The 22772-nt window shown below is 66.7% G+C and carries 15 protein-coding genes; 9 read left to right on the top strand and 6 right to left on the bottom strand.

Translation table 11 applies throughout. From position 1 onward, the window contains the following. Nucleotides 1-2: 2 nt before the first annotated feature. The 5 genes from HY058_15920 to HY058_15900 all read right to left on the bottom strand — a co-directional run bounded on the left by HY058_15920 (nt 3) and on the right by HY058_15900 (nt 8573). A complete protein-coding gene (locus HY058_15920) occupies nt 3-887 on the bottom strand; it encodes an FkbM family methyltransferase (GenBank protein MBI3498786.1) in 885 nt (294 codons plus the stop codon). A 148-nt stretch (nt 888-1035) separates the two neighbouring features. Further along, on the bottom strand, nt 1036-2994 hold the full coding sequence (locus HY058_15915) for a hypothetical protein (GenBank protein MBI3498785.1): 1959 nt from the start codon (nt 2992-2994) through the stop codon (nt 1036-1038). Then, nucleotides 2991-4196: a glycosyltransferase gene (locus tag HY058_15910; protein MBI3498784.1), complete on the bottom strand. Its 1206-nt coding sequence runs from the start codon at nt 4194-4196 to the stop codon at nt 2991-2993. Before HY058_15910 ends, HY058_15915 begins: the two co-directional genes overlap by 4 nt. A gap of 46 nt (nt 4197-4242) precedes the next feature. Then, nucleotides 4243-6609, bottom strand: a complete 2367-nt coding sequence (locus HY058_15905; protein MBI3498783.1) for a tetratricopeptide repeat protein — start codon at nt 6607-6609, stop codon at nt 4243-4245. Continuing rightward, nucleotides 6606-8573 (bottom strand): tetratricopeptide repeat protein, encoded by a 1968-nt coding sequence (locus tag HY058_15900; GenBank protein ID MBI3498782.1) that lies wholly within the window; start codon nt 8571-8573, stop codon nt 6606-6608. Before HY058_15900 ends, HY058_15905 begins: the two co-directional genes overlap by 4 nt. Before the next feature lie 50 nt (nt 8574-8623). On the opposite strand from HY058_15900, the gene HY058_15895 reads away from it, so the two are divergent. The 5 genes from HY058_15895 (at nt 8624) to HY058_15875 (ending at nt 16081) form a co-directional block, all read left to right on the top strand. Then, entirely contained in the window at nt 8624-9613 is a 990-nt protein-coding gene (locus HY058_15895; GenBank protein ID MBI3498781.1) for an NAD-dependent epimerase/dehydratase family protein, read from the top strand. A gap of 109 nt (nt 9614-9722) precedes the next feature. Continuing rightward, nucleotides 9723-11741, top strand: a complete 2019-nt coding sequence (locus HY058_15890; GenBank protein ID MBI3498780.1) for a cobalamin B12-binding domain-containing protein — start codon at nt 9723-9725, stop codon at nt 11739-11741. A 190-nt stretch (nt 11742-11931) separates the two neighbouring features. After that, nucleotides 11932-13998 (top strand): flagellar hook-length control protein FliK, encoded by a 2067-nt coding sequence (locus HY058_15885; GenBank protein ID MBI3498779.1) that lies wholly within the window; start codon nt 11932-11934, stop codon nt 13996-13998. A 21-nt stretch (nt 13999-14019) separates the two neighbouring features. Then, nucleotides 14020-14685 (top strand): flagellar hook assembly protein FlgD, encoded by a 666-nt coding sequence (locus HY058_15880; GenBank protein MBI3498778.1) that lies wholly within the window; start codon nt 14020-14022, stop codon nt 14683-14685. 70 nt (nt 14686-14755) lie between these two features. Beyond that, the gene (locus tag HY058_15875) at nt 14756-16081 is read left to right on the top strand and encodes a flagellar hook protein FlgE (GenBank protein ID MBI3498777.1); all 1326 of its coding nucleotides are present in this window, start codon (nt 14756-14758) and stop codon (nt 16079-16081) included. 9 nt (nt 16082-16090) lie between these two features. On the opposite strand, the gene HY058_15870 is transcribed toward HY058_15875, so the two are convergent. Beyond that, nucleotides 16091-18439, bottom strand: coding sequence for a tetratricopeptide repeat protein (locus HY058_15870; protein MBI3498776.1), 2349 nt, complete (start codon nt 18437-18439; stop codon nt 16091-16093). 449 nt (nt 18440-18888) lie between these two features. Here HY058_15870 and fliF point away from each other — a divergent pair, with 449 nt between their 5' ends. The 4 genes from fliF to fliN are packed head-to-tail and all read left to right on the top strand — an operon-like array spanning nt 18889 to nt 22770. Next, entirely contained in the window at nt 18889-20544 is a 1656-nt protein-coding gene (gene fliF / locus HY058_15865) for a flagellar M-ring protein FliF (protein ID MBI3498775.1), read from the top strand. 56 nt (nt 20545-20600) lie between these two features. Continuing rightward, entirely contained in the window at nt 20601-21617 is a 1017-nt protein-coding gene (gene fliG / locus HY058_15860) for a flagellar motor switch protein FliG (GenBank protein MBI3498774.1), read from the top strand. Nucleotides 21618-21633: 16 nt separating this feature from the next. Further along, on the top strand, nt 21634-22365 hold the full coding sequence (locus tag HY058_15855) for a hypothetical protein (protein MBI3498773.1): 732 nt from the start codon (nt 21634-21636) through the stop codon (nt 22363-22365). Nucleotides 22366-22416: 51 nt separating this feature from the next. Then, nucleotides 22417-22770 carry a flagellar motor switch protein FliN gene (fliN, locus tag HY058_15850; GenBank protein MBI3498772.1) on the top strand — a complete coding sequence of 118 codons (354 nt, stop codon included), beginning with the start codon at nt 22417-22419 and terminating at the stop codon, nt 22768-22770. Nucleotides 22771-22772: the final 2 nt, after the last annotated feature.

Below are 22772 nucleotides of genomic sequence, written 5' to 3'. Positions count from 1 at the left end.
GATCAACCGCCCTTGCCTGGCGGCGCGAAGATGCGCACCGTGGCCGTGCCATGCCAAGTGTCGGTCGCGCTGGTAATCTGGCGTCCGTCGACCGCAAGCGTGTCGCCAGGCGGCAGTCCGATCATCCCGACGTTGACCATGTCTTCGAAGACGTTGTCGGCTTTGCCGAAGAAATTCGATGGCGAGTAGACCTTGGCGACGTCCCAGTAGAGCTGATAGCCGCGATCGAGAAGGTGGGTGATCAAGGCGGCAGACTTGTCCTTGCGATGGTTGGCGACGAACAAGATTGGAGCGCAGGTGGCGATGGTGGCCTCCGCCCCTTTGAGCACCGCCAGCTCCATGCCCTCGACATCCACCGATATGAAGCGGCAGTTGCGCAACTCCAGATTGTCGATCGTCGTCACCGGAACGCTATCGCCCTGGTCCCATTTGGAATCTTCGAGCCCGAGAGCCGCGAAGTTGTTTTCCAACTCCGGCTTCAGGAGCGGCACCACAGCTTGCCCGCGCTCGTCGCCGACGGCGGCATGCACGGCATACACGTTGGTCATGCTGTTCAAGGCCAAGTTGGCGCACAACGTCTGAAAGATCACACGCTGCGGCTCGAAGGCGACGACCGCGCCCTTCTCGCCCACCGCTCGGGCGTAGAACAAGGTGGTGTTCCCGATATAGGCGCCGACATCGACGACGACGTCGCCCTGCTGCAGAAGCTGGCGCAGCGTTTCCACCCGCGCCTCGCAGTACTCGCCGTAAAGTTCCAGCGAGCGACCGACATACTGGTCATTGCGGTTGAACAGCATCGCTCCGTGACGGCAATTCTTCAGGATGTTGAAGGCATCCTGGCCGCCGGCGATGGCGAGCGTGGCACTCTGTGGCGCAGCCGTAGTCATATATTGATGCCCCTTTTGGGACGAATTGGCGAACTCGGCCGATTGGGCTCGCCGGGAGCCGGATCGAACCAGCGCTCGTGTTGCGGTCAGGTCGAGCTATAGCAGAAAGGCCGGGCCAACGGAACGCACTCGGCACGCGGCCGGGCCCTCAGCGGGAGCACCACGCGCGCCAAAGCGCACGAAGTGCCGCTTCGAAGGCGCGCGCATGGGCCGGGGCGTCGCAGAGCGGCGATGCCAGCAACCGAGGGCGGAGCTCCTGGCGCAATCGGGCGCGCCGTGGCGCATCGGCGGCCAGCTCTCGGGCGAGCCTGACATAGGCCTCGGCATCGGCGGCGACGAGGGAGCCAAGGCCGATTTGCGCAAGGAAACTGGCGCCCACCCGTCCGAGGAAGCGGTCTCCGGCGAGGCTGACGACGGGTACGCCCATCCACAGCGCTTCGAAGGTGGTCGTCGACCCATTGAAGGGAAAAGGATCGAGCGCGATGTCGACACGGTTGAGAATCGCCAGCTGACCAGCCCGGGGCAGTCGCCCGCCGACGAAGTCGAGCCGATCGCGCGCGATCCCGTGATCGCCGAATAGCGCCGTGACCCGTCGTTGCAGCGCGGCATCGGCGAATCGATCCTGGTATTTCATGAGAAGGCGCGAGCCCGGAACCGCGCCCATCACCCTCGCCCACAACGCGAGCACCGCGTCCGTCAGCTTCGCCGGATTGTTGCAGGACCCGAAGGTGATGCGGCCCGCCTCTTCCGCCGGCGCCGAACCCGGTTCGGGCGATGGATCGGGCGGAGCGTGCAGATAGAGGCACGGCAGAGGGACGAGATGCTCGGTGAAGCGCTCGGCGCTATCCGACGGATGCAGCGCTGGATCGGTGAACCAAGCATCCATGGCGGCAAGACCGGTGGTGGAAAGGTCATACAGGCTCGCTTGTACCGGCGCCGGCTTCTGCGCCGCGACCATGAGGCGATTGTGGGCGGTGTGGCCGGCGATGCTCACCAGAATATCGATCGCATCGGTGCGGACGAGCTGGGCGGCCCGTGCGTCGTCGATGCCCTCGAGGTCGCGCCAATGCGAGAAGGCCCGGCGGAATCGCGCGGTCATGGGGTCGGGGCGCGATACCGCCGCATAGGCATAGAGCTCCACCGATTGCCGATCATGCGCCTCGATGAGCCCGATCAAATTGTGGCCGACGGGATGATCGGCGAGATCGGCCGAGAGATAGCCGATGCGCAGCCTCCGCTCGCCGTCCCGAGAGTTGCGGTGGCGAGGCCAAGCCGCAGGCGACGGCGCGTGGCGCACCGCCCATTCCTGATAGGCGGCGAACAGCTCGCCATGCGTCGTCTCCGGAGCGTAGCTCAAGCTGAAGAGGTAGTTGCTGTGCGCGGCCACGAGCTGCGGCTCGGCGGCAAGGGCCCGGCGAAACGAGACGGTGGCCGGGCGCGTCATACCGGCCGCCTGCACTGCTTGCCCGTGATTGTTGAGGGCTGCGGCATGGGAGGGCGCCAAGGCGATCGCTTGCCGCGCCGCCTGCCATGCCCCCGACGGCCGACCGAAATCGAGGAGCGCCGGCGCCAGGTTCGCCAGCGCATCGCCATAGTCGCCGCGGGCTGCGAGCGCGCGACGGTACGCCACGAGCGCTGCCTGGGTCTGGCCGATGGCCTGCAGCCAGTTGCCGAGATTGTAGGCGGCCTCGGCATAGTCGCTGCGAACCGCCAGCGTGCGCCTCGCCCAGATGACTGCCGACGCCACAACACCGGCTGATCTGGAGACGGCGGCCAGCGCCAATGCGGCCTCGGCATCGGCCGGGCTCTCGGCGAGGAACCGGCGCAGCTCAACCGCGGCTTCGGCATGGCGTCCAAGGGCCACCAGCACGCTGGCCAAGCTCAGACGATGCTGAGGCAGCGATGCTTCCCGCACCGCCCCCTTGAGGAAGCCGAGCGCCGACCCCGTCCGCCCGGTCTGATGCATGACGAGGCCGAGGAGATGCAAGGCCTCGGCGCTCCGGGGTTGGGCGCCCAGCGCTAGACGATAGAGGCGCTCTGCCTCGTCCAACCGACCGCTCTGATGCGCGGCCAAACCCTGGGCGATGTGCTCGCCCGCATCGCTCATCGGCTGCGGACTTGATCGACGAGAAATTGGGCGAAGCGATCGATGCCATCGCGGGCGCGCCATTCGAGCGAGGCGGCCATCGCTCCCGCTTGGTAGCGGGGATAGTCGGCGAGCACGCGGAGCACCGCATCGGCGAGCGCGGCGGCGCTGGCGTCGGCCGCGACCGCCCCCGCCTCGGGATGCCGGCCCAACGCAGTTGCCATCATCGTTTCAGGCGGCACCACGCAAGGACACCCGAGATACATCGCCTCCTCGAAGATCGCCGAGGTGCCGGCCTTGTAGACAGGCGCCTGGTAGGGCAGCACGATCAGGTCGGCGTCGTCGAGCAGCCGGTAGAAGTCCTCGGGCAAGGTGAAGCCCGAAACCGTATGCACGTTCGCCTGGGTGCGCGTCAGGCTCGCCACCTCCGCCAGCAGCGGGTCGTTCGGATGCCATCCATGGAGCTGGATCACGAACTCCGCATCGGCTCTGGCCGCGCTCACCTTGCGGATGATCTCCGGCAGCAGATCAAAGCCCTTCCGGCGGGTCGCTTCTCCGCAGTAGAGCACACGGCGCCGCGGGCGCTCGGAGCGCTGCGGCGCCCCATTCGCCCGGCGCCAGCCGACCGCGCAGGATGGATATGGCATGTTTTTCACGGGTTGCCCCGAGAGCAGGCCGAAGTCCCGCACCTGCAGCTCCGACAGAGTGAGGAGGCTGGCGCGGCCGCCGGCCAGCCGGTTCAGGACATTGAAGGCGTGGCGATACAAGAGCGCCTTCCAGGTGACGGCTTTGCCGCCGGAGTCGAGTCCGGATTCGTGCGGGAGCACGATCATGATCTTGCAGCTATCCGGCAGCGCGGCCGAGCCGAGCCAGCGCGCAAGGCCGAAGAGCATGCGATCGTTGACCGTATGCAGGATCACCAGCGCATCGGTCCAATCGACCTTGCTGGCAAGCGAGGCGAGATCGGTCGCCAGCACCTCGTTGAACTCGAGATAGTCCTCCAGCGGCCCCACGAGCTGATCGGTGGAGCGCATCAGGTATGGGTGTGAGCGAAAATGCGGTACGGTACCCAGCTTCTCGACGATCACCGGGGCCGTTTCGGCATGGGAGATGATGCGCGCCGGCATTCCCAGCTGCGCCAGCTCTTGCACGAGGCAGGCATCGAGGTTGTAGTGGTGGCCGATCGGGGTGGAGAGGCCGGGATCGAGAATCAAAGCGTGCATCGATGCCCGCATCTATAGCCGAGCACCGGCGTTGCCGCCACGGAACTCACCAGCGTGCCGCCAAGGCCGCCTCCAGGAAATCGCCGATGGCGCCCACCGTCGGCTGGTTGTCGTAGAGCACGGCGTTCGAATCGCGAATGCTGCGCCGTGCTTCGTCCCGAAGCCCGCGATCCCGCCCAAGGGCCACGGCCAGCTCCACATAGTGCCGGGGATCTCTGGCCACCAGCGTCTCATAGCCCATGAGCCGATAGAAGCCATAGGTATGGCGCGCCCGCATGAAGCGCCCCGGCCAAGTGACGATGGGCAGGCCCAAGGCGAGGGCTTCCAGGCTGGTATGTCCGCCGCTGTAGTGCAGCGGGTCCAACATCACATCGGCGTTCGCAAGCAGGCTAAGGAAATCGGCGGTGGACAGCATCGGCAACACGATCGTCCGCTCCGCGACGCCGGCGCCCAGGCGCTCGAGCACGAGTTCGGCCCAATGCCGGTCCTTGCCATGGATCAGCACGAGCCGGCCCCGGGGATCGCCTTCGAGGATTCGCCGGAGCACCGGATCGAACTCCGGGTGCAGCTTAAACAGGCTTTGCGGACAGACGTAGAGCGTGGCCGCCTCGGGCAATCCCAGTTCCGCACGCGTCTTCCTCCGCGCCGGCGCCTGCGGTCGGGAAACGCAGACCGTGGGCCCGGCCAATCTGGCGAGACGCTCGGTGTAGTGCTGGTCGGCCTCCCGGGGCTCCATGGTGTCGGCGGAGAGGAAGAAGTCGATCGAAGAAAGACCGGTCGTGTCCGGGTGGCCCCAGCTTGCGACCTGCAGCGGCGCCAGCCGCGCGTAGGCGAGGAAGTAGGTCATAGGGTCCATGCCGATGTCGGGGTAGTAGACGACATGGAGCCCCGCTGCGGCGATCGCTCGCCGCGCCGCTTGCAGGTCTCTCGGCAAGGTGATCGCCCGATCGGCGGAGCTGGCGATCTCGCTTGCGATCGCGTCCTGGCCATGGGCCGGCCCGATGACGCTCACGTGGAACCGGCGGCGGTCGAGATGGCGGATGAGGCCGGCATTCAGCCGGCCGATGGTGTGGGTGCGCAGCAAGGTTGAAACGAATCCGATGGCGATCCGGCCGTCCGCGCGCGGCCTTGCCTGCGGCTCGGCCAGCGCTAGCGTTAGATCCGGGCAGGCCTCGCGGTAGAATCGGGACAGCTGCTCTTGCAGCGCCCTGTCGTCCAGGCCGTGATAGGCGAGATAGAAGTTGGCGGCCCCGACCTCCGCCAAAGGATCCGCGAGCGCGGTTCCACGGCGCCTCAGCTCCTCCACCGCTTCAGCCAGACGCGTCCGCGACTCCTCGATGGCGGCCAGCGACACCGGGATGACCGGCAGCAGCGTGGCCAGCCGCACTCGAGCTCCCGGCAGGTCGCGGATCGCGATCGCGCGGTCGTACGCCTGCTTGGCCGCCAGCATCCGTCCCTGATCGCGGCGCGTATTGCCGAGGTTGACGGCCGCTTCGGCTATATGCGGGTCGCAATCGAGCGCGCGTTGGAACTCCTTTACCGCCTGATCCAGGCCTCCCAGGGCAAAGAGCGCGTTGCCGTGATGGTAGTGGGCCGCCGCGAATTCCGGGCGCTGAACGAGAGCGCGCGCAAACGAGCGAGCGGCCTCAGCGGTGCGATACTGATCAAGGCGCAGGCTGCCCCAGGCATTCTCGGCATCCGCCTGCTCGGGTTCGAGCGCGAGCGCGCGCTCGAACGCCGCCTCGGCACCCCGCCAGTCGCCCAGGCGATGGCGGGCGGCACCCCGATTGGTCCAAGCCGCCGCGTCCTTCGGATCGAGCGCCGTCAGGCGGCCGTAGGCGCTTTCCGCAGCCGCGTTGTGCCTGACGGCCATTCTGCCGTTGCCGAGTGCGAACCAGGCGGCTCCCAGAGTCGGCGCCTGCGCCAGGGCGCGTTCGAGACGGAGGCGCGCGTCAACCCCTTCTGCTTGGTCCAACAGGGCCTGCGCGAGCTGCGCATCGGCGCACGCAGGATCGAGCGCCAACGCACGTCGATACGTGCGGTGCGCTGCCGGCGAATCCCGCTCATCGGCCAAGGCTGCGCCAAGATTGGTCCATATCTCGGCCACGTGCGGGATGCCGGCAAGCGCACGCCGAAAGCTGTGAACCGCCTCGGCGCTCCGCCGCAAACGGCGCTGAGCGTTGCCGAGATTGTTGTGCATGATGGCGTCTTGATTGCGCCGACCGAGCGCGCGGCCGATCAGATCGATGGCCTGCTCGGCACGGCCGGCATCGAGCGCCACCACGCCCAGGATATGCAGTGCGTCGGCTTGCTCCGGCTCATTGGTCAGTACCTCGATGGAAAGCCGGACCGCTTCCCTCACCCGCCCGGCCGCGTAATGCCCGAGGGCCTCGGCAATCCGTTGGTCGGTCACCGCCGGCTGCACCAATCGCGCCACATCACGCGATAGGCCGCCTCAAGCGAGCGCGCATAGGCGGCGCCGTCGCAAATTGCGGACGCGGCAAAATCCCGACGGAGGCTCACGCGCAGCTCCGCCAGCACCCTGCGGTCGGAGGCAAGCGTCGATGCGATGTCGACATAGCGCTCGACAGAATCGGCAACGAGATGACCGAGACCGATTGCGCTCAAGAACGTAGCGCCATAGCGTCCGATGACCCGATCGCCGGCGAGGGTGACCACGGGGACACCGATGGACAACGCCTCGCAAGTCGTGGTCACGCCGCAATATGGAAATGGATCGAGGGCGATGTCGATCTCGTCATAGGTAGCGAGGTGCTCGGCCGTGCTGGACGACCATGGACGTAGCTCCAGCCGTTCTTCAGGCATGCCGACGCTCCGGGCGCGCCTGAGGAAAGCGGCGCGGACGGCAGCGTCGATGAAGCCCATACCCTTCAGCACCAGCCTGGCATCGGGCAGACGCAGCAATATGCGGGCCCAGGCGGCGAGCGCGGCTTCCGAGATCTTGCCGGGTTGGTTCAAGGAGCTGAAGACGATGCCGCGCGAGGCGGCCGGATCCCACTTGGCTTCCGGCGCCGGCACGAGCGGCCGATAGCAATAGGCGAGCGGCACGCGCAGTAGCCGCTCGTGGAACCACTCCTCGCTTCCGGCGGGGGTCAGCTGATCGTCAGTAATCGCCCAAGCCACCGCATCGAGCCCAAAGCTACCCATCGGCAAGCCGTTCACCTGCACCGGAGCCGGGCGCCGCGCAAGACTCAGCAGCCGCGAGCCCGGCGGATAGCCATACATGTCAACCAGCACATCGATCCGGTCGGAGCGGATCTGCTGGGCGAGCTCCGCATCGGAGAGTCCGCCGGCCCGACACCATCCAAAGGCGAGGGACTGCAGGCGCTGGGTTACCCAATCCTCGTTGTTCGGCGCCACGTCGCTGTAGCAGAAGACTTCGACCTGCCGCGAGTCGTGGCCTTCAATCAACGGCCAGAGCACGCTCGCCGTGGTGTGCATGCGAAAGCCCTGCGCCGCAATGTAGCCGACGCGCAGTCGACGATCGGGATCGGGATCGTTTCCCGGGGGCGGCAGCGCGCCGGACAGCGAGCGCGCGAACCGCGCATCCCAAGCTCGGCACTGCGCCAGAATCTCGGCCGTGCTCGCAGCGGCGACCGGAAGGAGCGAGAGAATGTAGGATGCGTGCAGATCGACGCGATCCGGCACCAGCTGGTGCGCCGCTCGTGCGGCTCTCACCGTCCCTCGCACATCGCCTGCGAGCTGCCGGCACCAGACGAGCGCATCAAGCGCCTCGATGCTGTTCGGCACAAGCGCAAGGGCGCGGGCGAGGTCGCGCAGCGCGTCACCCAGCCGACCGTTGCTGCGGGCGATCAGCCCCGCCATCAGCCAAGCCGGAGGATGCTGAGGCGCGAACGCACCGGCCATGCGCAGCGTTCGGGCGGCATCCTCAGCGCGGCCGAGCCGGTCCAGAGCGGCCCCGATGCCGCAGAGCGGCCCTACGGCATCCGGCTGCAGCTGGAGGGCGTGGGAGAAAGTCCTGAGCGCCGCGAGCGGATCGGATGCGAACAGCCACTGGCCGAGCTCGAACAGGAGCCCCGCGTCGGAACCGCGGAGCGCCAGCCCACGCTTGAGCTGGCCGATTGCAGCGGCCGGCTCACCCATCTGTTGCAAGGCGCGGGCGCGGCCGATGAGGGCATCCCGGCGGTCGGGCTGCAGCGCAAGCGCCCGGCTGAGGAGGCTCAGCGCCGCCGTCGCGCGCCCGGCTTGCAGCTCAATGGTGCCGAAAAGCGCCAGGGCGTCGGGTTGGCTCGGCTCGAGGTCGAGCACGCGCGCATAGAGCGAGCGCGCCTCCGGGACCCGCCCGCCGCGGTGATGGGCAAGACCTTCAGCCAGCATCTGGTCCACGGTCGTCACCGCGCGGGTGTAGCGCGAGTCGCGCTTCTCGGCATAGTCTCGGCGTCGCGATGAGCCGAGACCAGCATCCCTTCGCGCAGCAGCCTTACGATGGCCGTCGGGTCTTGGTGACCGGCGCCACCGGGTTGATCGGTAGGGCGCTGGTCCCGACGCTGCTGAGCCGAGGCGTCCAGGTGCGCACCACCTCGACGCGCGCGCCGTCGCCGGCCCTCCAGAGTGGCGAGCACCAGGTCGGAGATCTCACCCACCGCTCCTTTGCCGAGTCGCTGATGGACGGCATCGAGGTCGTCTTCCATCTGGCCGGCCGGCGCGGTTCGATCGGCATCCAGAATACCCAGGCGGCGACGATGCTGGGCGAGAACCTGCTGATCTGCCTCAACACGCTCGAGGCAGCGCGCCGTGCCGGCGTCGGCGCCCTCGTCTACACCTCGACCGTGTCGGTCTATCCGTCCATGGCGCTCTACCAGGAGGACCTGGCCTGGTCGGCGAATCCGCACCCGGCCGATCAATATGCCGCCTGGGCCAAGCGAATCGCCGAGAAGCAGATCGAGGCCATCGCCAAGCAATATGGCATGACCGACATTGCCGTCGTCCGACCGGTCAACTGTTTCGGCCCTTTCGACAACTTCGATCCCAAGACGGCGCTGGTCGTGCCGGCGCTGATCGGCCGCGTCGAGGCTGGCGAGGATCCTCTCGTGGTCTGGGGCGACGGCACCGCGGTTCGGGATTTCCTCTATGTCGACGACGTCGTTGACGGCCTGCTTCGCGCCTACGAGCGCGGTCTTGGCCAGGGGCCGATCAATCTCGGCAGCGGCATCGGTCATTCGATCCGCGAGGTCGTCGAGGCGGTGCTCGCGGCCACCGGCCGGCAACCCACCGTCCGCTGGGATACCAGCCGACCGGCCGGCGAGCCGCGCAAGGTCGCCGACATCGCGCGCGCGCGCGAGATCCTAGGCTTTCAGCCGCGAACTACCCTGCTGGAGGCGATCGGCAAAACCGTCGATTGGTATCGTGCCGGCGCCGGGCGGCGATTCGCGTGAGGCTCGACGGACCCCAGCGCCCTGGCACGCGTCCTCCTTATTTGATATCACTCAACGCGGAGTCTAGGCGCCGAGTATCGAGGATCTCGGGCCGCAGCGGGATATAGCTATGGGTCAGGCAGGTGCAACCAAAGGCGAGGTGAAGGGGACGCCCGGCAACCCGCTTGTCGTCGGCTTGGCCCAGATCAACAACAGCTTTTCGGGCCAAAACTACCTCCCCTATTCCATCGGCCTGCTCCAGGCGCACACCCTGGCGCATGCTGCCGCTCCTGCGCGGTACCGCTTCCTGCTGCCGCTCTATAAGCGTTTGCGGGCCGATGCCGCGGTCGAGCACCTGCGTTCGGCCGACATTGTCGGTTTCAGCCTCTATGTCTGGAACGAGCGGTTAAGCCTGGAGATCGCCAAGCGTTTGAAGCAGGTCCGTCCCGATGTCGTCATCGTCTTCGGCGGACCGCAAGTGCCGGACCGGGCCGAGGCGTGGCTTAGGGCCAATCCCTTCGTCGACATTGCCTGCCATGGCGAGGGCGAGCAGGTCTTCCTCAATCTCTTGGAAGCGCTCCCCAGCGGCGACCTCTCAGGCGTGCCGGGCATCAGCTTTCTCCCCCCGGATGGCGCCTTTCACCATCAGCCGAAGGCCGGCCGAACGCGCGAGATCGAGGCCACGCCCTCGCCCTATCTCAGCGGCACCTTCAGGCCGCTCATCGAGGCGCATCGCGAGGAAACCTGGATCGTGCTCTGGGAGACCAATCGCGGCTGTCCCTTCGCTTGCACGTTCTGCGACTGGGGTTCTGCCACCCAGAGCAAGGTCTTCACCTTCGAGATGGATCGGCTCAAGGCCGAGCTCGATTGGTTCAGCGAGCGCAAGATCGAGTTCATCTTCTGTTGCGATGCCAATTTCGGCATCCTGCCGCGGGACATCCAGATCGCCGAATACGCCGCCGCCAACAAGCGCGCCAAGGGCTATCCGAAGGCGCTTTCGGTGCAGAATACCAAGAACGCCACCGAACGCGCCTATACGACGCAGAAAATCCTTTCCGATGCCGGCTTGAGCAAGGGCGTGGCCTTGGCTCTGCAGAGCGTCGACATGCACACGCTTGAGAGCATCAAGCGGCAGAACATCTCGCTTGCCACCTACGAGGAGCTGCAGAAGCGGTTCACCCGCGACAACGTCGCCACATATTCCGACCTCATCATCGGTCTGCCCGGCGAGACCTACGATGCCTTCGTCGACGGCGTGGCCCGGGTGATCGAGGGCGGCCAGCACAACCGCATCCAGTTCAACAACCTGTCGATCCTTCCCAACGCGGAGATGGGCGATCCCGCCTATCAGGCGAAGTACGGCATGGTCACCGTGCCGACGAAGATCATCAACGTGCACGGCTCGCTCGAGGAGGATATCGACGGAATCGCCGAGATGCAGCAGCTGGTGATCGCCACGCGCGCGATGCCGAAGGAGGACTGGCGGCGCACGCGCACCTTCGCCTGGATGACCGCCCTCCTGCACTTCGACAAGCTCCTGCAGATTCCTCTGGTGGTCGCGCACGAGGTCTCCGGCGTCGGCTATCGGCGCCTGATCGAAGCCTTCACCGAGGTAGATTCTTCCGAATATCCGCTCATCGCCTCGATCCGCGATTTCTTCCTGGCTGAGGCGCAGTCGATCCAGGACGGCGGGCACGAGCTCGTCTATTCGCCGGACTATCTCGGGATCTGGTGGCCGGCCGACGAATTCCAGTTCATCAAGCTGACCGCGGAGAGGAAGCTGGATGCGTTCTTTGCCGAGTCATTGCGCCGGATCTCTGAGGTGCTGGCTCAGCATGCGCCATCGGCGCCTGCGGAGCCGGTCAAGGATGCACTGCGACTGAACCAAGCGTTGCTGAGCCAGCCGCAGCAATACGACGATTGCACCTTGAGCTTGAACTACGATACCTGGCGCTTCTACCGAGGCGTGCTCAACGGCCAGCGGGAGCCGCTGACGGCAGGCGAGGTCAGCTACCGCATCGAGCGCTCGAAGGAGAGCTACGAGGATCTCGCCACCTGGTGTCGCGAGGTGGTCTGGTACGGGCACCGGCGCGGCGCCTACTACCACAGCAACCGGCCGGTCGCCGTCGAGCTCGCTGGGCATTATTGAGCCGGTCAGCGCCCGGCAAAATGTGCCGGGGGTACCTCTGCAGAATCTGCCCCGCAGCGTCATCCCAGCCTTTCCGGTGTCGGATTTTTCCGAATAACCCCTTGTGGTCGCGCAACTTTGCGCGAAATCGCACCTGGCCTGCGAATTGCTTCCATTCGAGCTGCCACAATAGACAGACGGCTACGACATCATGGACGCAATCGGCATCGACATCGTCGCCTCGGCCATTCCTGCGCCATCGCGCGCGCGTGCCAACGACGACGGTGATCATGGCGCAGAGTTCGCCGCCCACCTCGATCAGGCGGTCGATCGGCGCGCGGCGGGACTCCTGGGCTCCCGAGCGAACGCCCCTGCTTCCAACGATACCGCCTCCACCGATGTCAGCGCCGCTCCGCGCTCGGCGCCTTCGAGCCTAGACAGCAACGCTGCCGCCCGCGCTGCCGAGGACGACCGCCGCACACGCCGCGGTGCCTCCCAGAAAGCGCGCGACGACAGCAACAACGACCGCCGCGCCGACCGCGCCGCGGACCCTAAGCCTAAAGCCGGCGCATCGTCGAAGGCGTCCCGGCGCAACGCGGTGGTCCGCTCCGATGCCGCCGATGCCGATAAGACGGCAGCGTCCCAGGCAAACGGCGGCGCCGCCGGCCAGACCGACAACCATTCGAAGGGTGCGGCCGCGGTCGCCGATGCATGCCAAGATCCGTCCGATGCGGCATCCGCCCAGACATCACCGAATTCCGACCCGCCGGCGCCGGCCGCGAGCCCGCCAGTCGTTATTGCCGCTGTCGGCGCAACCGCAAGTGCCGCGGATGACGACGACGCCAGCAGCGCTGCTCTCGCCACCGCTTCCTTCGATCCGACGGCGGCCAACGCCAGCGTCGCCGTCGACCCCACGTCGACGCCTGCCGTCGCCCCACCGACAGCGGCCGCAGCAGCCGCGGCCGCCGCCGACCAGGCGGCAACCGTCGCGGCGACGGTCCCGAGCGGCACCGCCCCGTCCCTGACGGACATCACTCAAGACACGGCAGCCGCCGCCGATGCGTCTGGCGCCGCGCAGCCCGTCACGGCGAGCGCGCTTGCCGCCCCGGCGCCGCAATCCGCCCCGGCGCCGCAATCCGCCCCCGCCCCTGCCGCCCCCGAGCCGCTCGCAAGCGCGGCGTCGGCAACTCCTAATCAGGCAGCGCCGGTGGCGCCGGCAGCGGCAAGCACGACCGATGTCCAAGATCCTGCGCCTGCCGCTGCCAGCGGGCCGGATCGCACCACCGCCTTCGTGGCCACCCCCACGGTCAATGCCAACCCGACTGCCACGGCGACGGCCACCGAGACGGGCCTGGTCCTTCTGCCAGCGGCCACGGTGGCGGTGGTGCCCTCTTCCACGGCCGATGATGACGGCAACGATGCGCCGCTCAGCACCGCCTCCCTTGCCGCGCTGCTTATCGCGCAGAGCGCCTCCGATACTCCGTCGGTCCCGGCAAGCGCTGCCGTCGCGGCGCTGGCGCAGAGCTCAGGCGCCGCAAAGATGCCGGCACAGAGCCTGACGGCCAGGTTGCTGAACGGCGACCAGCTCGCGGGTGCGAATGCGGCGGCCGCCTTCGCCCAGCCGACCCTGCCGGATTTCGCCTCCGAGCTGGGTGCGGCAGGTGGGCACGCGCAAGCCGCGGCGCAGCCGAGCGACCAGCCGCAGGCGGCCACCGATACGCTTGCCGCCGATGCCGGTTCGAGCAAGCCCAGCGGCGCCGGACAGCCAACGCCCCTTGCCTCCGCGCCGCCTGCACAGCAAGCGGACGCGACGACACGCACGGACGCTCCGGCGCCAAGCCGAGCCGTTCACGTGCCCCCACCGGTGGCCGAGCAGATCGCGGTCCAAGTCTCGAAGGCGGTGCAATCGGACAGCAACCGCATCACCATCCAGCTGAAGCCGGAGTCCCTCGGCCGCATCGATGTGCAGCTCGATATCCGGCGTGACGGCCATGTCGCCGCCGCGATCACCGCCGACAAGCCGGAAACCTTGGACTGGCTTCGCCGGGACGCCACGCATCTCGACCAAGCGCTGAAGGACGCCGGCCTCAAGACCGACTCCGGCAGCCTGAGCTTCAACCTGCGCGAACAGCGCAGCGCTGACCAGTTCGCCGACCGCGACGCCGGGCGTCGCACGCTGGTGTCGGCGCCGAGCGAACGCGAGATTGGCACGGATCCTGCTTCACCTCCGGCAGCTGCTTGGCGGCGTGCCGCCGGCGGCGTCGACGTCAGCGTGTAAGAGCGCGAAGGACACAGAGTCATGACCGGCATCAGCAGCCTCACCAACTCGTCGGCAACGAGCAATGCCAGCAATTCCACGAACGCGCTCGCGAACCTGTCGCAGACCGCCGACAAGTTCCTGACGCTCTTGACCACGCAGCTCAAGAACCAGGATCCGCTGAGCCCGATGGACTCCACGCAGTTCACCACGCAGCTAGTGCAGTTCAGCGCCGTCGAGCAGTCGATCACCACCAACAAGAACCTGGAGAAGCTGATCTCGCTGCAGACCGGCAACCAGGTGTCCCAGGCCACCACCTATATCGGCCACACCATTCGCGCCAACGGCAGCAGCCAGCAACTGCAAAATGGCGCCGCCACCTTCGGCTACAACCTGTCCGCGACGGCGCAGGCGACCTCGATCGCCATCACCGATTCCACCGGCAAGGTGGTGTTCCACGGTGTCGGCGAGACGGCCACGGGCGATCACAGCTTCAGCTGGGACGGCAAGGACGACAACGGCATCCAGCTGGCCGACGGCACTTACAAGATCACCGTCGGCGCCGTCGATCGGCAAAATCAGCCGGTCACCGTCACCACCCAGGTCGGCGGCAAGGTCACCGGCGTCGAAGTCGACAGCTCGGGTCCGGTCCTGCTCATCGGGTCGGTCAAGGTCAACATGTCGGACATCACCAGCGTCGAATCCTAGGACTCAGCGCAACGGTTCAAATTTGGAGAGCGGCCGAGAGGCCCGCGAAGGTTAGAGAAGGAGAAGCGTCATGAGCAGCATCTATGGTGCACTATTCGCGGGCGTGTCGGGTCTGTTCGCCAACGGCAATTCGATGGCGTCGATCTCCGACAACATCGCCAATGTGAACACCGTCGGCTACAAGGGAACGCAGACGCGCTTCTCGACCCTGGTGACGAATGGCCAGAGCACCACGAGCTACTCGCCGGGCGGCGTGCAGGGCAATCCGTTCACGCAAGTGGACAAGCAGGGCCTGATCCAGGCCAGCACGTCGCCGACCGACGTCGCCATCACCGGGCAGGGCTTCTTCGTGGTCACCACCCAGCCCGGCGGCACCCAGGCGGCCAACTCGAACACGCTGTTCACCCGCGCCGGCAACTTCACCAGCGACAAGAACGGCAACCTGTTCAACGCCGGCGGCTATTTCCTGCAGGGCTACAAGCTGGATCCGTTCGGCAACGTGCTGACGCCTGCCGGCGTCACCACCAGCCAAACGGACCTGTTCGCCAATCTGCAGACGGTGAACCTGACCGGTCAGTCCTCGGTCGCCCGCGCGACGGCGAATATCACCGCCGCGCTGAACCTGCCGCCCACGGCGGTGGCGACGCCGGCGGCGCAGACCACCAACATCACCACCTACGACGCGCTCGGCAATCCCGAGACCATGGTCTTGACCTGGAACGCTACGGCCACCTTGAACCAATGGACGGTGAACGTCTCCTTCAACCCGACCAGCATCACCACGCCGGCCACCGCCTTCACCGTCAACTTCAACAACCAGGGCCAGCTGATCAACGTCAACGGCAACACCACGCCGGCGACCTCCGGCATCCTTGCGGTCTCCGGCATCAACTTCTCGGCCGTGATCGGCCTCCCCGCCGGCGTCGCCCAGCCGCAGACGATCAACATCAACTTCGGCACCATCGGCACGGGCAACGGCACGACCCAAGTCGGTTCGCCCTATGCGGTGAATAGCATCACCCAGGATGGCGTGCCGCCGGCGGCCTTGACCGGCGTCGGCGTCGACAACAACGGCTTCATCACCGCCACCTTCGCCAATGGTTTGTCGCAGAAGATCTACCGGCTGGCGGTCGCCACCTATCAGAACGCGGACGGCCTGCAGCGCATCAACGGCAACGCCTACAGCACCACCAGCGCGTCGGGCAATCCGTTCCTGCGGCCGGCCAACACCGGCGCCTCGGGCGCGATCTCGCCCTCCTCCTTGGAAAACTCGACCGTCGACCTTTCCCAGGAATTCACCAACATGATCATCGTGCAGCGCGCCTATAACGCCGCGGCCAGGGTGATTACCACGGCGGATCAGATGCTGGATGAGGCGACGCGACTTAAACAATAGCAATAGGGCCTAGGCGGCGGCGCACCAGCGCCGCCACAAGGCCCTGTACGTCCGCTCGAGATGCCGCATGGCGCGTGGCGCGTCGCACAAGGGCGAACGCGCCACATCGCTACGGAGCGCCTGACGCTCGCGGACGAGCCGGTCGCGATCACCGGCGAGCGCGCCAGCGATGCGGACATAGTCTGCGGCCGTCTCCGCCGCCCACTCTCGCCTGCCGACATGGGCCAGCATCGAGCCCGCCCAACGCGCCATCATGGTCTCGCCCATGAGCGTGACCACCGGCAAGCCCATCCACAACGCCTCGAACGTCGTCGTCGAACCGTTGAACGGAAACGTGTCGAGAGCGATGTCGACATGGTGGTAGAGCGCCAAGTGATGCAGCACCGGATCCGCCGTGCCGCTCGCCGCCGCCATCACCAATCGCTCGGCAGGAATGCCGCGCCGGGCGAACATCGCCTGCAGGCGTTGTCGGGCCGCTGCCGCTCCGAACACGTTGCGGTATTTGAGCACTATGCGTGAGCCCGGCACCGCGTGCAGCACGCCCGCCCATAGCTCGACGGTGGCCGGCGTTACCTTCGCCGGGTTGTTGAAGGATCCGAAGGTGATGGCGCCCGTGCGCAGCACCGGCGGCGGCTCCATCGAGGGCGCCCCGTCGATGGGTCGCTGCAGCGAGATGAGCGGCAAGCGCACCACCCGTTCGGTGAAGCCCTCGCGTCCATGCCGCGGACAGACGATCGGGTCTGCCAAGAGGTAATCCATCTCCTCGAGCCCGCTGGTCGCTCCGTCATGGGCGCTCGCCGTGATCGGCGCCGGACGGTAGGTGGCGACCAAGGGCCGGTTGCGGTCGAAATGCCCCGCCAGAATGATCAGGATGTCGATCCCGGCGCGGCGCACTTCGGCGGCCACCTCCGCATCGCTGCGGCCGATGATCGATATCCAGCCATCCACCAGCGGCTTCAGCTGCTCGGTCACGTGATCGGGTTTGTGCACCTCGGCGAAGCACACCACCTCGAAGTGGGTCCGATCGCGCTCGGTGAGCCAAGGCCAGGTGTTGCGTGCGATCGGGTGATGGCGGAAGTCGGAGGAGAGGTAGCCGATGCGCAAGCGCTTCTCCGGCTCGCGGGCTCGAGCCGGCAGCGGCGTGGGCGCTTCTTTGGGCCGAAACAGCTCCGCAAACCGCCGGTGCTCGGCAAAGGCTGCGGCCGGCAAGACCGCGGTCGAATACAAGGTCGCGGTCAGCAGATTGCGGCACACGTCGAGCACGGCAGGCGCAATCGCCAGCGTGCGGCGATAGTTGCGAATGGCGTCATCGGCATCGCCGAGGGTGAGCGTGGCGCTCGCCATGTTGTTGTGGCCTTCCGGATTCCCGGGAGCCAAGGCCAGCGCGTGGCGAAACAAGCGCAGCGCCTCGTCGAGCTGGCCAACGGTGCGCAACACGCTGCCGAGATTGCTCAGATATTCCGGCCGCTCGCGCTCGATCGCGAGCGCTTGGCGAAAGCGCTGGATCGCCTCCTCATGGGCTTCACGGTCGACCAGCCAGCGTCCGAGCCCGCTCAAGGCCTCGGCGAGGTTCGGTCGCAACAGCACCGCCCGCCGGTAGAAGGGACCGGCTTCGTCTCGATGCGGCCCGGCAATGACGGCGTTGCCGAGATTGTTGAAGGTCTCGCCCAGATCCGGTCGGAACGCGAGCCCGACGCGGTATGCGCCTGCCGCCTCTTCGGCCCGCCCCAAGGCCAGGAGCACGTTGCCCCGGTTGTTGTGGAACTCGACGACCTCGGGCTGCGCCGCGCACCCGCCGGCATAGTAGGCGAGAGCCTCTTCTTGCCGGCCCAACTCCTGCAGGGCGCCGCCGAGCTTCAAGCGCGCCTCGGACAGTTCCGGATCGAGGGCAATCGCCTGGGAGAGCGGCCCGACCGCGGCTTTCGTGTTTCCCCGCGCCACCAGGAGCGTGCCCAGCGCGGCATGGGCCTCGGCCATTTCGGGACGGGTCCATGTAGCGCGGCGAAACAGCGCCATTGCCTCGTCGCGGCGCTTCGCCCCCTCCGCCAGCATCGCCCGGTTGAACCATGCTTCGGGGCTCTCCGGCGCCAGCGCCAGGGCGGCCGCGAGCATGCGCGTGGCCTCCTCGAGCCGCCCGGCGGACATCTGCACCAAGGCAAGGTCGGTCCGGTACTGGGAGGTGGTGGGCGCCTCCCGCACGGCTTTGCTCAGCCATTCGATGGCCGTCGCCGTCTGGCCGGTTTGAAAGCAGGTGAGACCGAAGAGCCTGAGCGCATCCGCATGGCGCGGATCGACATCGAGGACGGCCCGGTAGAGCGCCGCGGCAGCCGCGAACTGGCCGGCGCTGTGCGCCGCCATGCCGCGCTGCAAAGCTTCAGCCGCCCTGCGTCTCGCCGGCCCTGTCGCCGGTCGCTGCCCTCGCCCCATCCCGGCCCCGCTTCCCTGACCCGTCCCTCGAGCGCCCCGAGGATAGGGCTTGGGCTAGGCTTTGTTAATCGAACTAAGGCTAGGGTGAGCGCTCGGGGCGTGCTTCGCGCTCGGAAGCCGGATTTTGGCCTCAAACTGTGACGGTCTCGGCAAAATGTGGCTCGGCACCCGGCGCATTTTCACCGTAACCGCGCCAAAGAGTAGAAAGTGGAATTTTTTTAGGGCAAAAAAACATAAAATTTTATAGAAAGAGGGTTCTCAACGAATCGCTTTTGGAGTACGGTACTAGGCAAAATTTGCCCATCCGGGGGATCCTCAGATCATGCCACGGCCAGGGTTCGCTCAGAACCCGTCGCAGCCGGGCGGAGAGGTAGGCGCCAGTGAACGCACTCGTTCAGATGATCAAGAATCTCGGCACGGTCCGGGTCGCCGCCCTCGGCGGCGTGGGTCTGGTGATGCTGGGCTTCTTCATCTTCCTCATGACCCGGCTCGGGCAGCCCGATCTGACCCTTCTCTATGCCGATCTCGATCCGGCCGAAACCAGCCAGATCGTCAACAAGCTCTCCCAGCAAAGCGTGCCGTTCCGGCTGGCCGCCGGCGGCACGCAGATCCTTGTCCCCGCCGACCAGGCGCTCAATCTTCGCGTCTCCCTGGCCCAGGCCGGGCTCCCCTCCGGCGGTTCCGTTGGTTATGAGATTTTTGATAAAACTCAAGGCCTTGGCACCAGCAACTTCGTCCAGGCGATCAACCAGGTCCGGGCCCTCGAAGGCGAGCTCGCCCGTACCATCGGCACCATTGCCGGCATTGCCGCCGCAAGGGTCCATCTGGTGCTGCCGCGCCGCGAGCTGTTCAGCCGGGAGCGTCAGGACCCGAGCGCCTCAATCATCCTGAAGATGCGCGGTGGCAAGCAGCTCGACAAGCCGCAGGTGCAGGCGGTCCAGCAGCTGGTTGCCGCTGCCGTCCCCGATCTCAAGCCGTCGCGCATCTCGATCGTCGACGATCGGGGCAATCTCCTCGCCCGGGGCGGCGAGGTCAACGTGCAGAGCCTGGCCGTCACCAATGCCGAAGAAATGCGCATCGCCTACGAGGGTCGCATTCGTAGCCAGGTCGAGGCGTTGCTCGAGCGCTCGGTCGGCTTCGGCAAGGTCCGCGCCGAGGTCTCCGCCGAGGTGAATTTCGATCGGGTGACCGAGAACGCCGAGAGCTTCGATCCCAATGGCCAGGTCGTGCGCTCGACCCAGACCGTCGAGGAGACCTCAAATTCGACCGAAGGCCAGCCCAATCAGGCGGTCACCGTGCAGAACAACCTCCCGGAAGGCCAGACCGGCGTCAATGTCGGCGGCGGGAGCACCGGCTCGCGCTCGGGCCGCAACGAGGAGACCGTCAACTACGAGGTGAGCCGCATCGTCCGCAACACGGTGCGCGAGGGCGGCGCGGTCAAGCGCCTGTCGGTCGCGGTTCTGGTCGACGGCATCTACTCCGGACCGGACAAGACCTACGCCGCCCGCAACAAGGATGAGATGCAGCAGCTCGAGGCCCTGGTGAAGTCTGCAATCGGCTTCGATGCGAATCGCGGCGACCAGGTCGAGCTCGCCAACCTGCCCTTCGCCCAGATCGAAGAGGTCGCCGATACCGCGACCACGCTCTTCGGCATCTCCAAGCGCGAGTTCCTGCAGCTGGCCGAGATCATCGTCTTGGGCGTGGTCGGCCTGCTGGTGATCCTGCTGGTGGTCCGCCCGGTCCTGACCAGGCTGTTCGAGGCGTTGCCGGCAGCCGGCGCGGCCCTAGGACCGGAAGCCGTCGCCGGCCCGCCGGGTGCCGGCATGGCCGCACTCGCCGGCCCGCTCGACACCGCCGCGGCGCTGGCGCCCCCGGAAGAGGAGCCGGAAGATCTGCTCGACGCGATGATCGACATCAACCGCGTCGAGGGTCGGGTCCGCGCGTCGTCCTTGAAGAAGATCGGCGAGATCGTCGACAAGCACCCGGAGGAAGCCGTCGCCATCGTCCGCAACTGGATGTATCAGGAAGCCACCTGAGCAGGTGATGGCCGCAGGCCCTTTTCGGGTGGGCTTGCGGTAAGGGGAGCAGGGTGATGCGCGTTCGCGAGGATTATCGGGCGCTCAGTGGTCCAGAGAAGGCGGCGATGCTGCTCATGAGCTTGGGCGAGGAGCACGCTTCCAAGCTCTTTGCGCTGATGAGCGACGACGAGATCAAGGAGATCTCCCAGGTCATGGCCAATCTCGGCACGGTCTCCTCGAACGTGGTCGAGCGGCTGTTCGTGGAGTTCGCCGAGCAGATCTCCTCCACCGGCTCCTTGGTCGGCACCTTCGATTCGACCGAGCGCCTGTTGATGAAGGTCATGGACGGCGACCGGGTCTCGGGGATCATGGACGAGATCCGCGGTCCCGCCGGCCGGACCATGTGGGACAAGCTCGGCAACGTAAACGAGGTGGTGCTCGCCAACTACCTCAAGAACGAATATCCGCAGACCGTCGGCGTGGTCTTGTCCAAGGTCAAGGGCGAGCACGCAGCCAAGGTCTTGAGCATGCTGCCCGAGAACTTCGCCATGGAAGTGGTGATGCGCATGCTGCGCATGGAGGCGGTGCAGAAGGATGTGCTCTCCGACGTGGAGCGCACCTTGCGCACCGAGTTCATGAGCAACCTCGCGCGCACCACCAGGCGCGATGCCCATGAGATGATGGCGGAGATCTTCAACAGCCTCGACCGCGCCACCGAGTCGCGCTTCATCGCCGCGCTCGAAGAGCGCAACAAGGACTCCGCCGAGAAGATCCGCGCGCTGATGTTCACTTTCGAGGACCTGTCCCGCCTGGATCCGGGCGGCGTGCAGACGCTGCTGCGCACGGTGGAGAAGAGCAAGCTGGCGATCGCGCTGAAGGGCGCCTCCGAGCAGCTCCGCGACATGTTCTTCTCCAACATGTCCGAGCGCGCCGGCAAGCTCCTGCGCGAGGACATGGCCTCCATGGGCCCGATCCGCTTGAAGGAGGTGGACGAGGCGCAGATGTACATGGTCAACCTCGCCAAGGACCTGGCCTCGCGCGGCGAGATCGTGCTGTCCGACAATAAGGGCGGCGACGAGTTGGTCTACTAACCCCGGGGAATGCCCAGTGCCGGCAACGATCCGCCCGTATCTTTTCGAGAACTCCTTCGATGAGGAGACGCCGGTCGAGCGCGCTCATCGGCTGCGCGAGGAGGAGGAGCGCGCCGCCCAGGAAGCCGAAGCCAACGCCGCGCCGCCGCCGCCGACATTTTCCGAAGAGGAGCTGCAGGCGGCGCGCCAGGCGGGCTTCAACGAAGGCCGCAATACCGGCCTGGTCGAGGCTCAGGCCTCGCTCGAGCGCCGTCTCGCCGATGCCATGGACCAGGTGAGCCGGGCCCTGGCCGAGCTCGGCCGCGACCAGAGCCAGGCGATCCACGAGACCATGCAGAATGCGCTCGAGGTTACCCACGCGATCGCACGCAAGGTCATTCCCGCCCATGTCCGCCGCCACGGCTCCGAGGAGATCCAGAGCCTGGTTCGCCAGGTGATCGAGACCTTGATCGACGAGCCGCGCATCGTCATCCGGGTATCGAGCGAGCTGGTCGAACCGCTCCGCCCGCAGATCGAGGCCGCCGGCAAGGCCTGCAGCTTCGAGGGGCAACTCGTGCTGTTCGGCGAGGAGTCGCTGGGCGACAGCGATTGTCGGTTGGAGTGGTCGTCGGGGGCGGCCGAGCGCCTGAACGAGGAGCAGTGGCGCGAGATCGATCGTATCGTCGCCCGCGCGCTCGATCGTTCACCGGACGCCGAGGAGGGCGCCGCCCCTGCCCTGCCCGCTTCCGCCGCTGCCGCCAGCGCATGACACGAGTCGGCGTCCGCCGCGCGAGAGCGGCTCGCATGAGGAGAACGCAGCATGGGTAAGGACGAAAATCTGGAGCTGAACGAGCTCGAGGCCGGCGCACAAGCCGCGCAAGCGGAGGAAGAGGACGAAGCGATCGATGCGGGGCGCGGCCCGCAATCGGCACGCGATCTCGAGGCGGTCTACGACATTCCCGTGCAGGTCTCCGCGGTCTTGGGCAAGGCCACGATGCAGGTGAGCAACCTCTTGAAGCTCGGCCGCGGCGCCGTGGTCGAGCTCGACCGCAAGGTCGGCGAGGCGATCGACATCTACGTCAACAATCGCCTCGTCGCTCGCGGCGAGGTGGTGATCGTGGACGAGCGCCTCGGCGTGACCATGACGGAAATCATCAAGTCGGAGAGGTCGTAGAG

The sequence above is a fragment of the Pseudomonadota bacterium genome, from assembly GCA_016195085.1.
GTDB lineage: Bacteria > Pseudomonadota > Alphaproteobacteria > SHVZ01 > SHVZ01 > JACQAG01.
The sequence above is the reverse complement of the archived record's forward strand: the minus strand, read 5'-3'. Positions and strand labels throughout refer to the sequence as shown.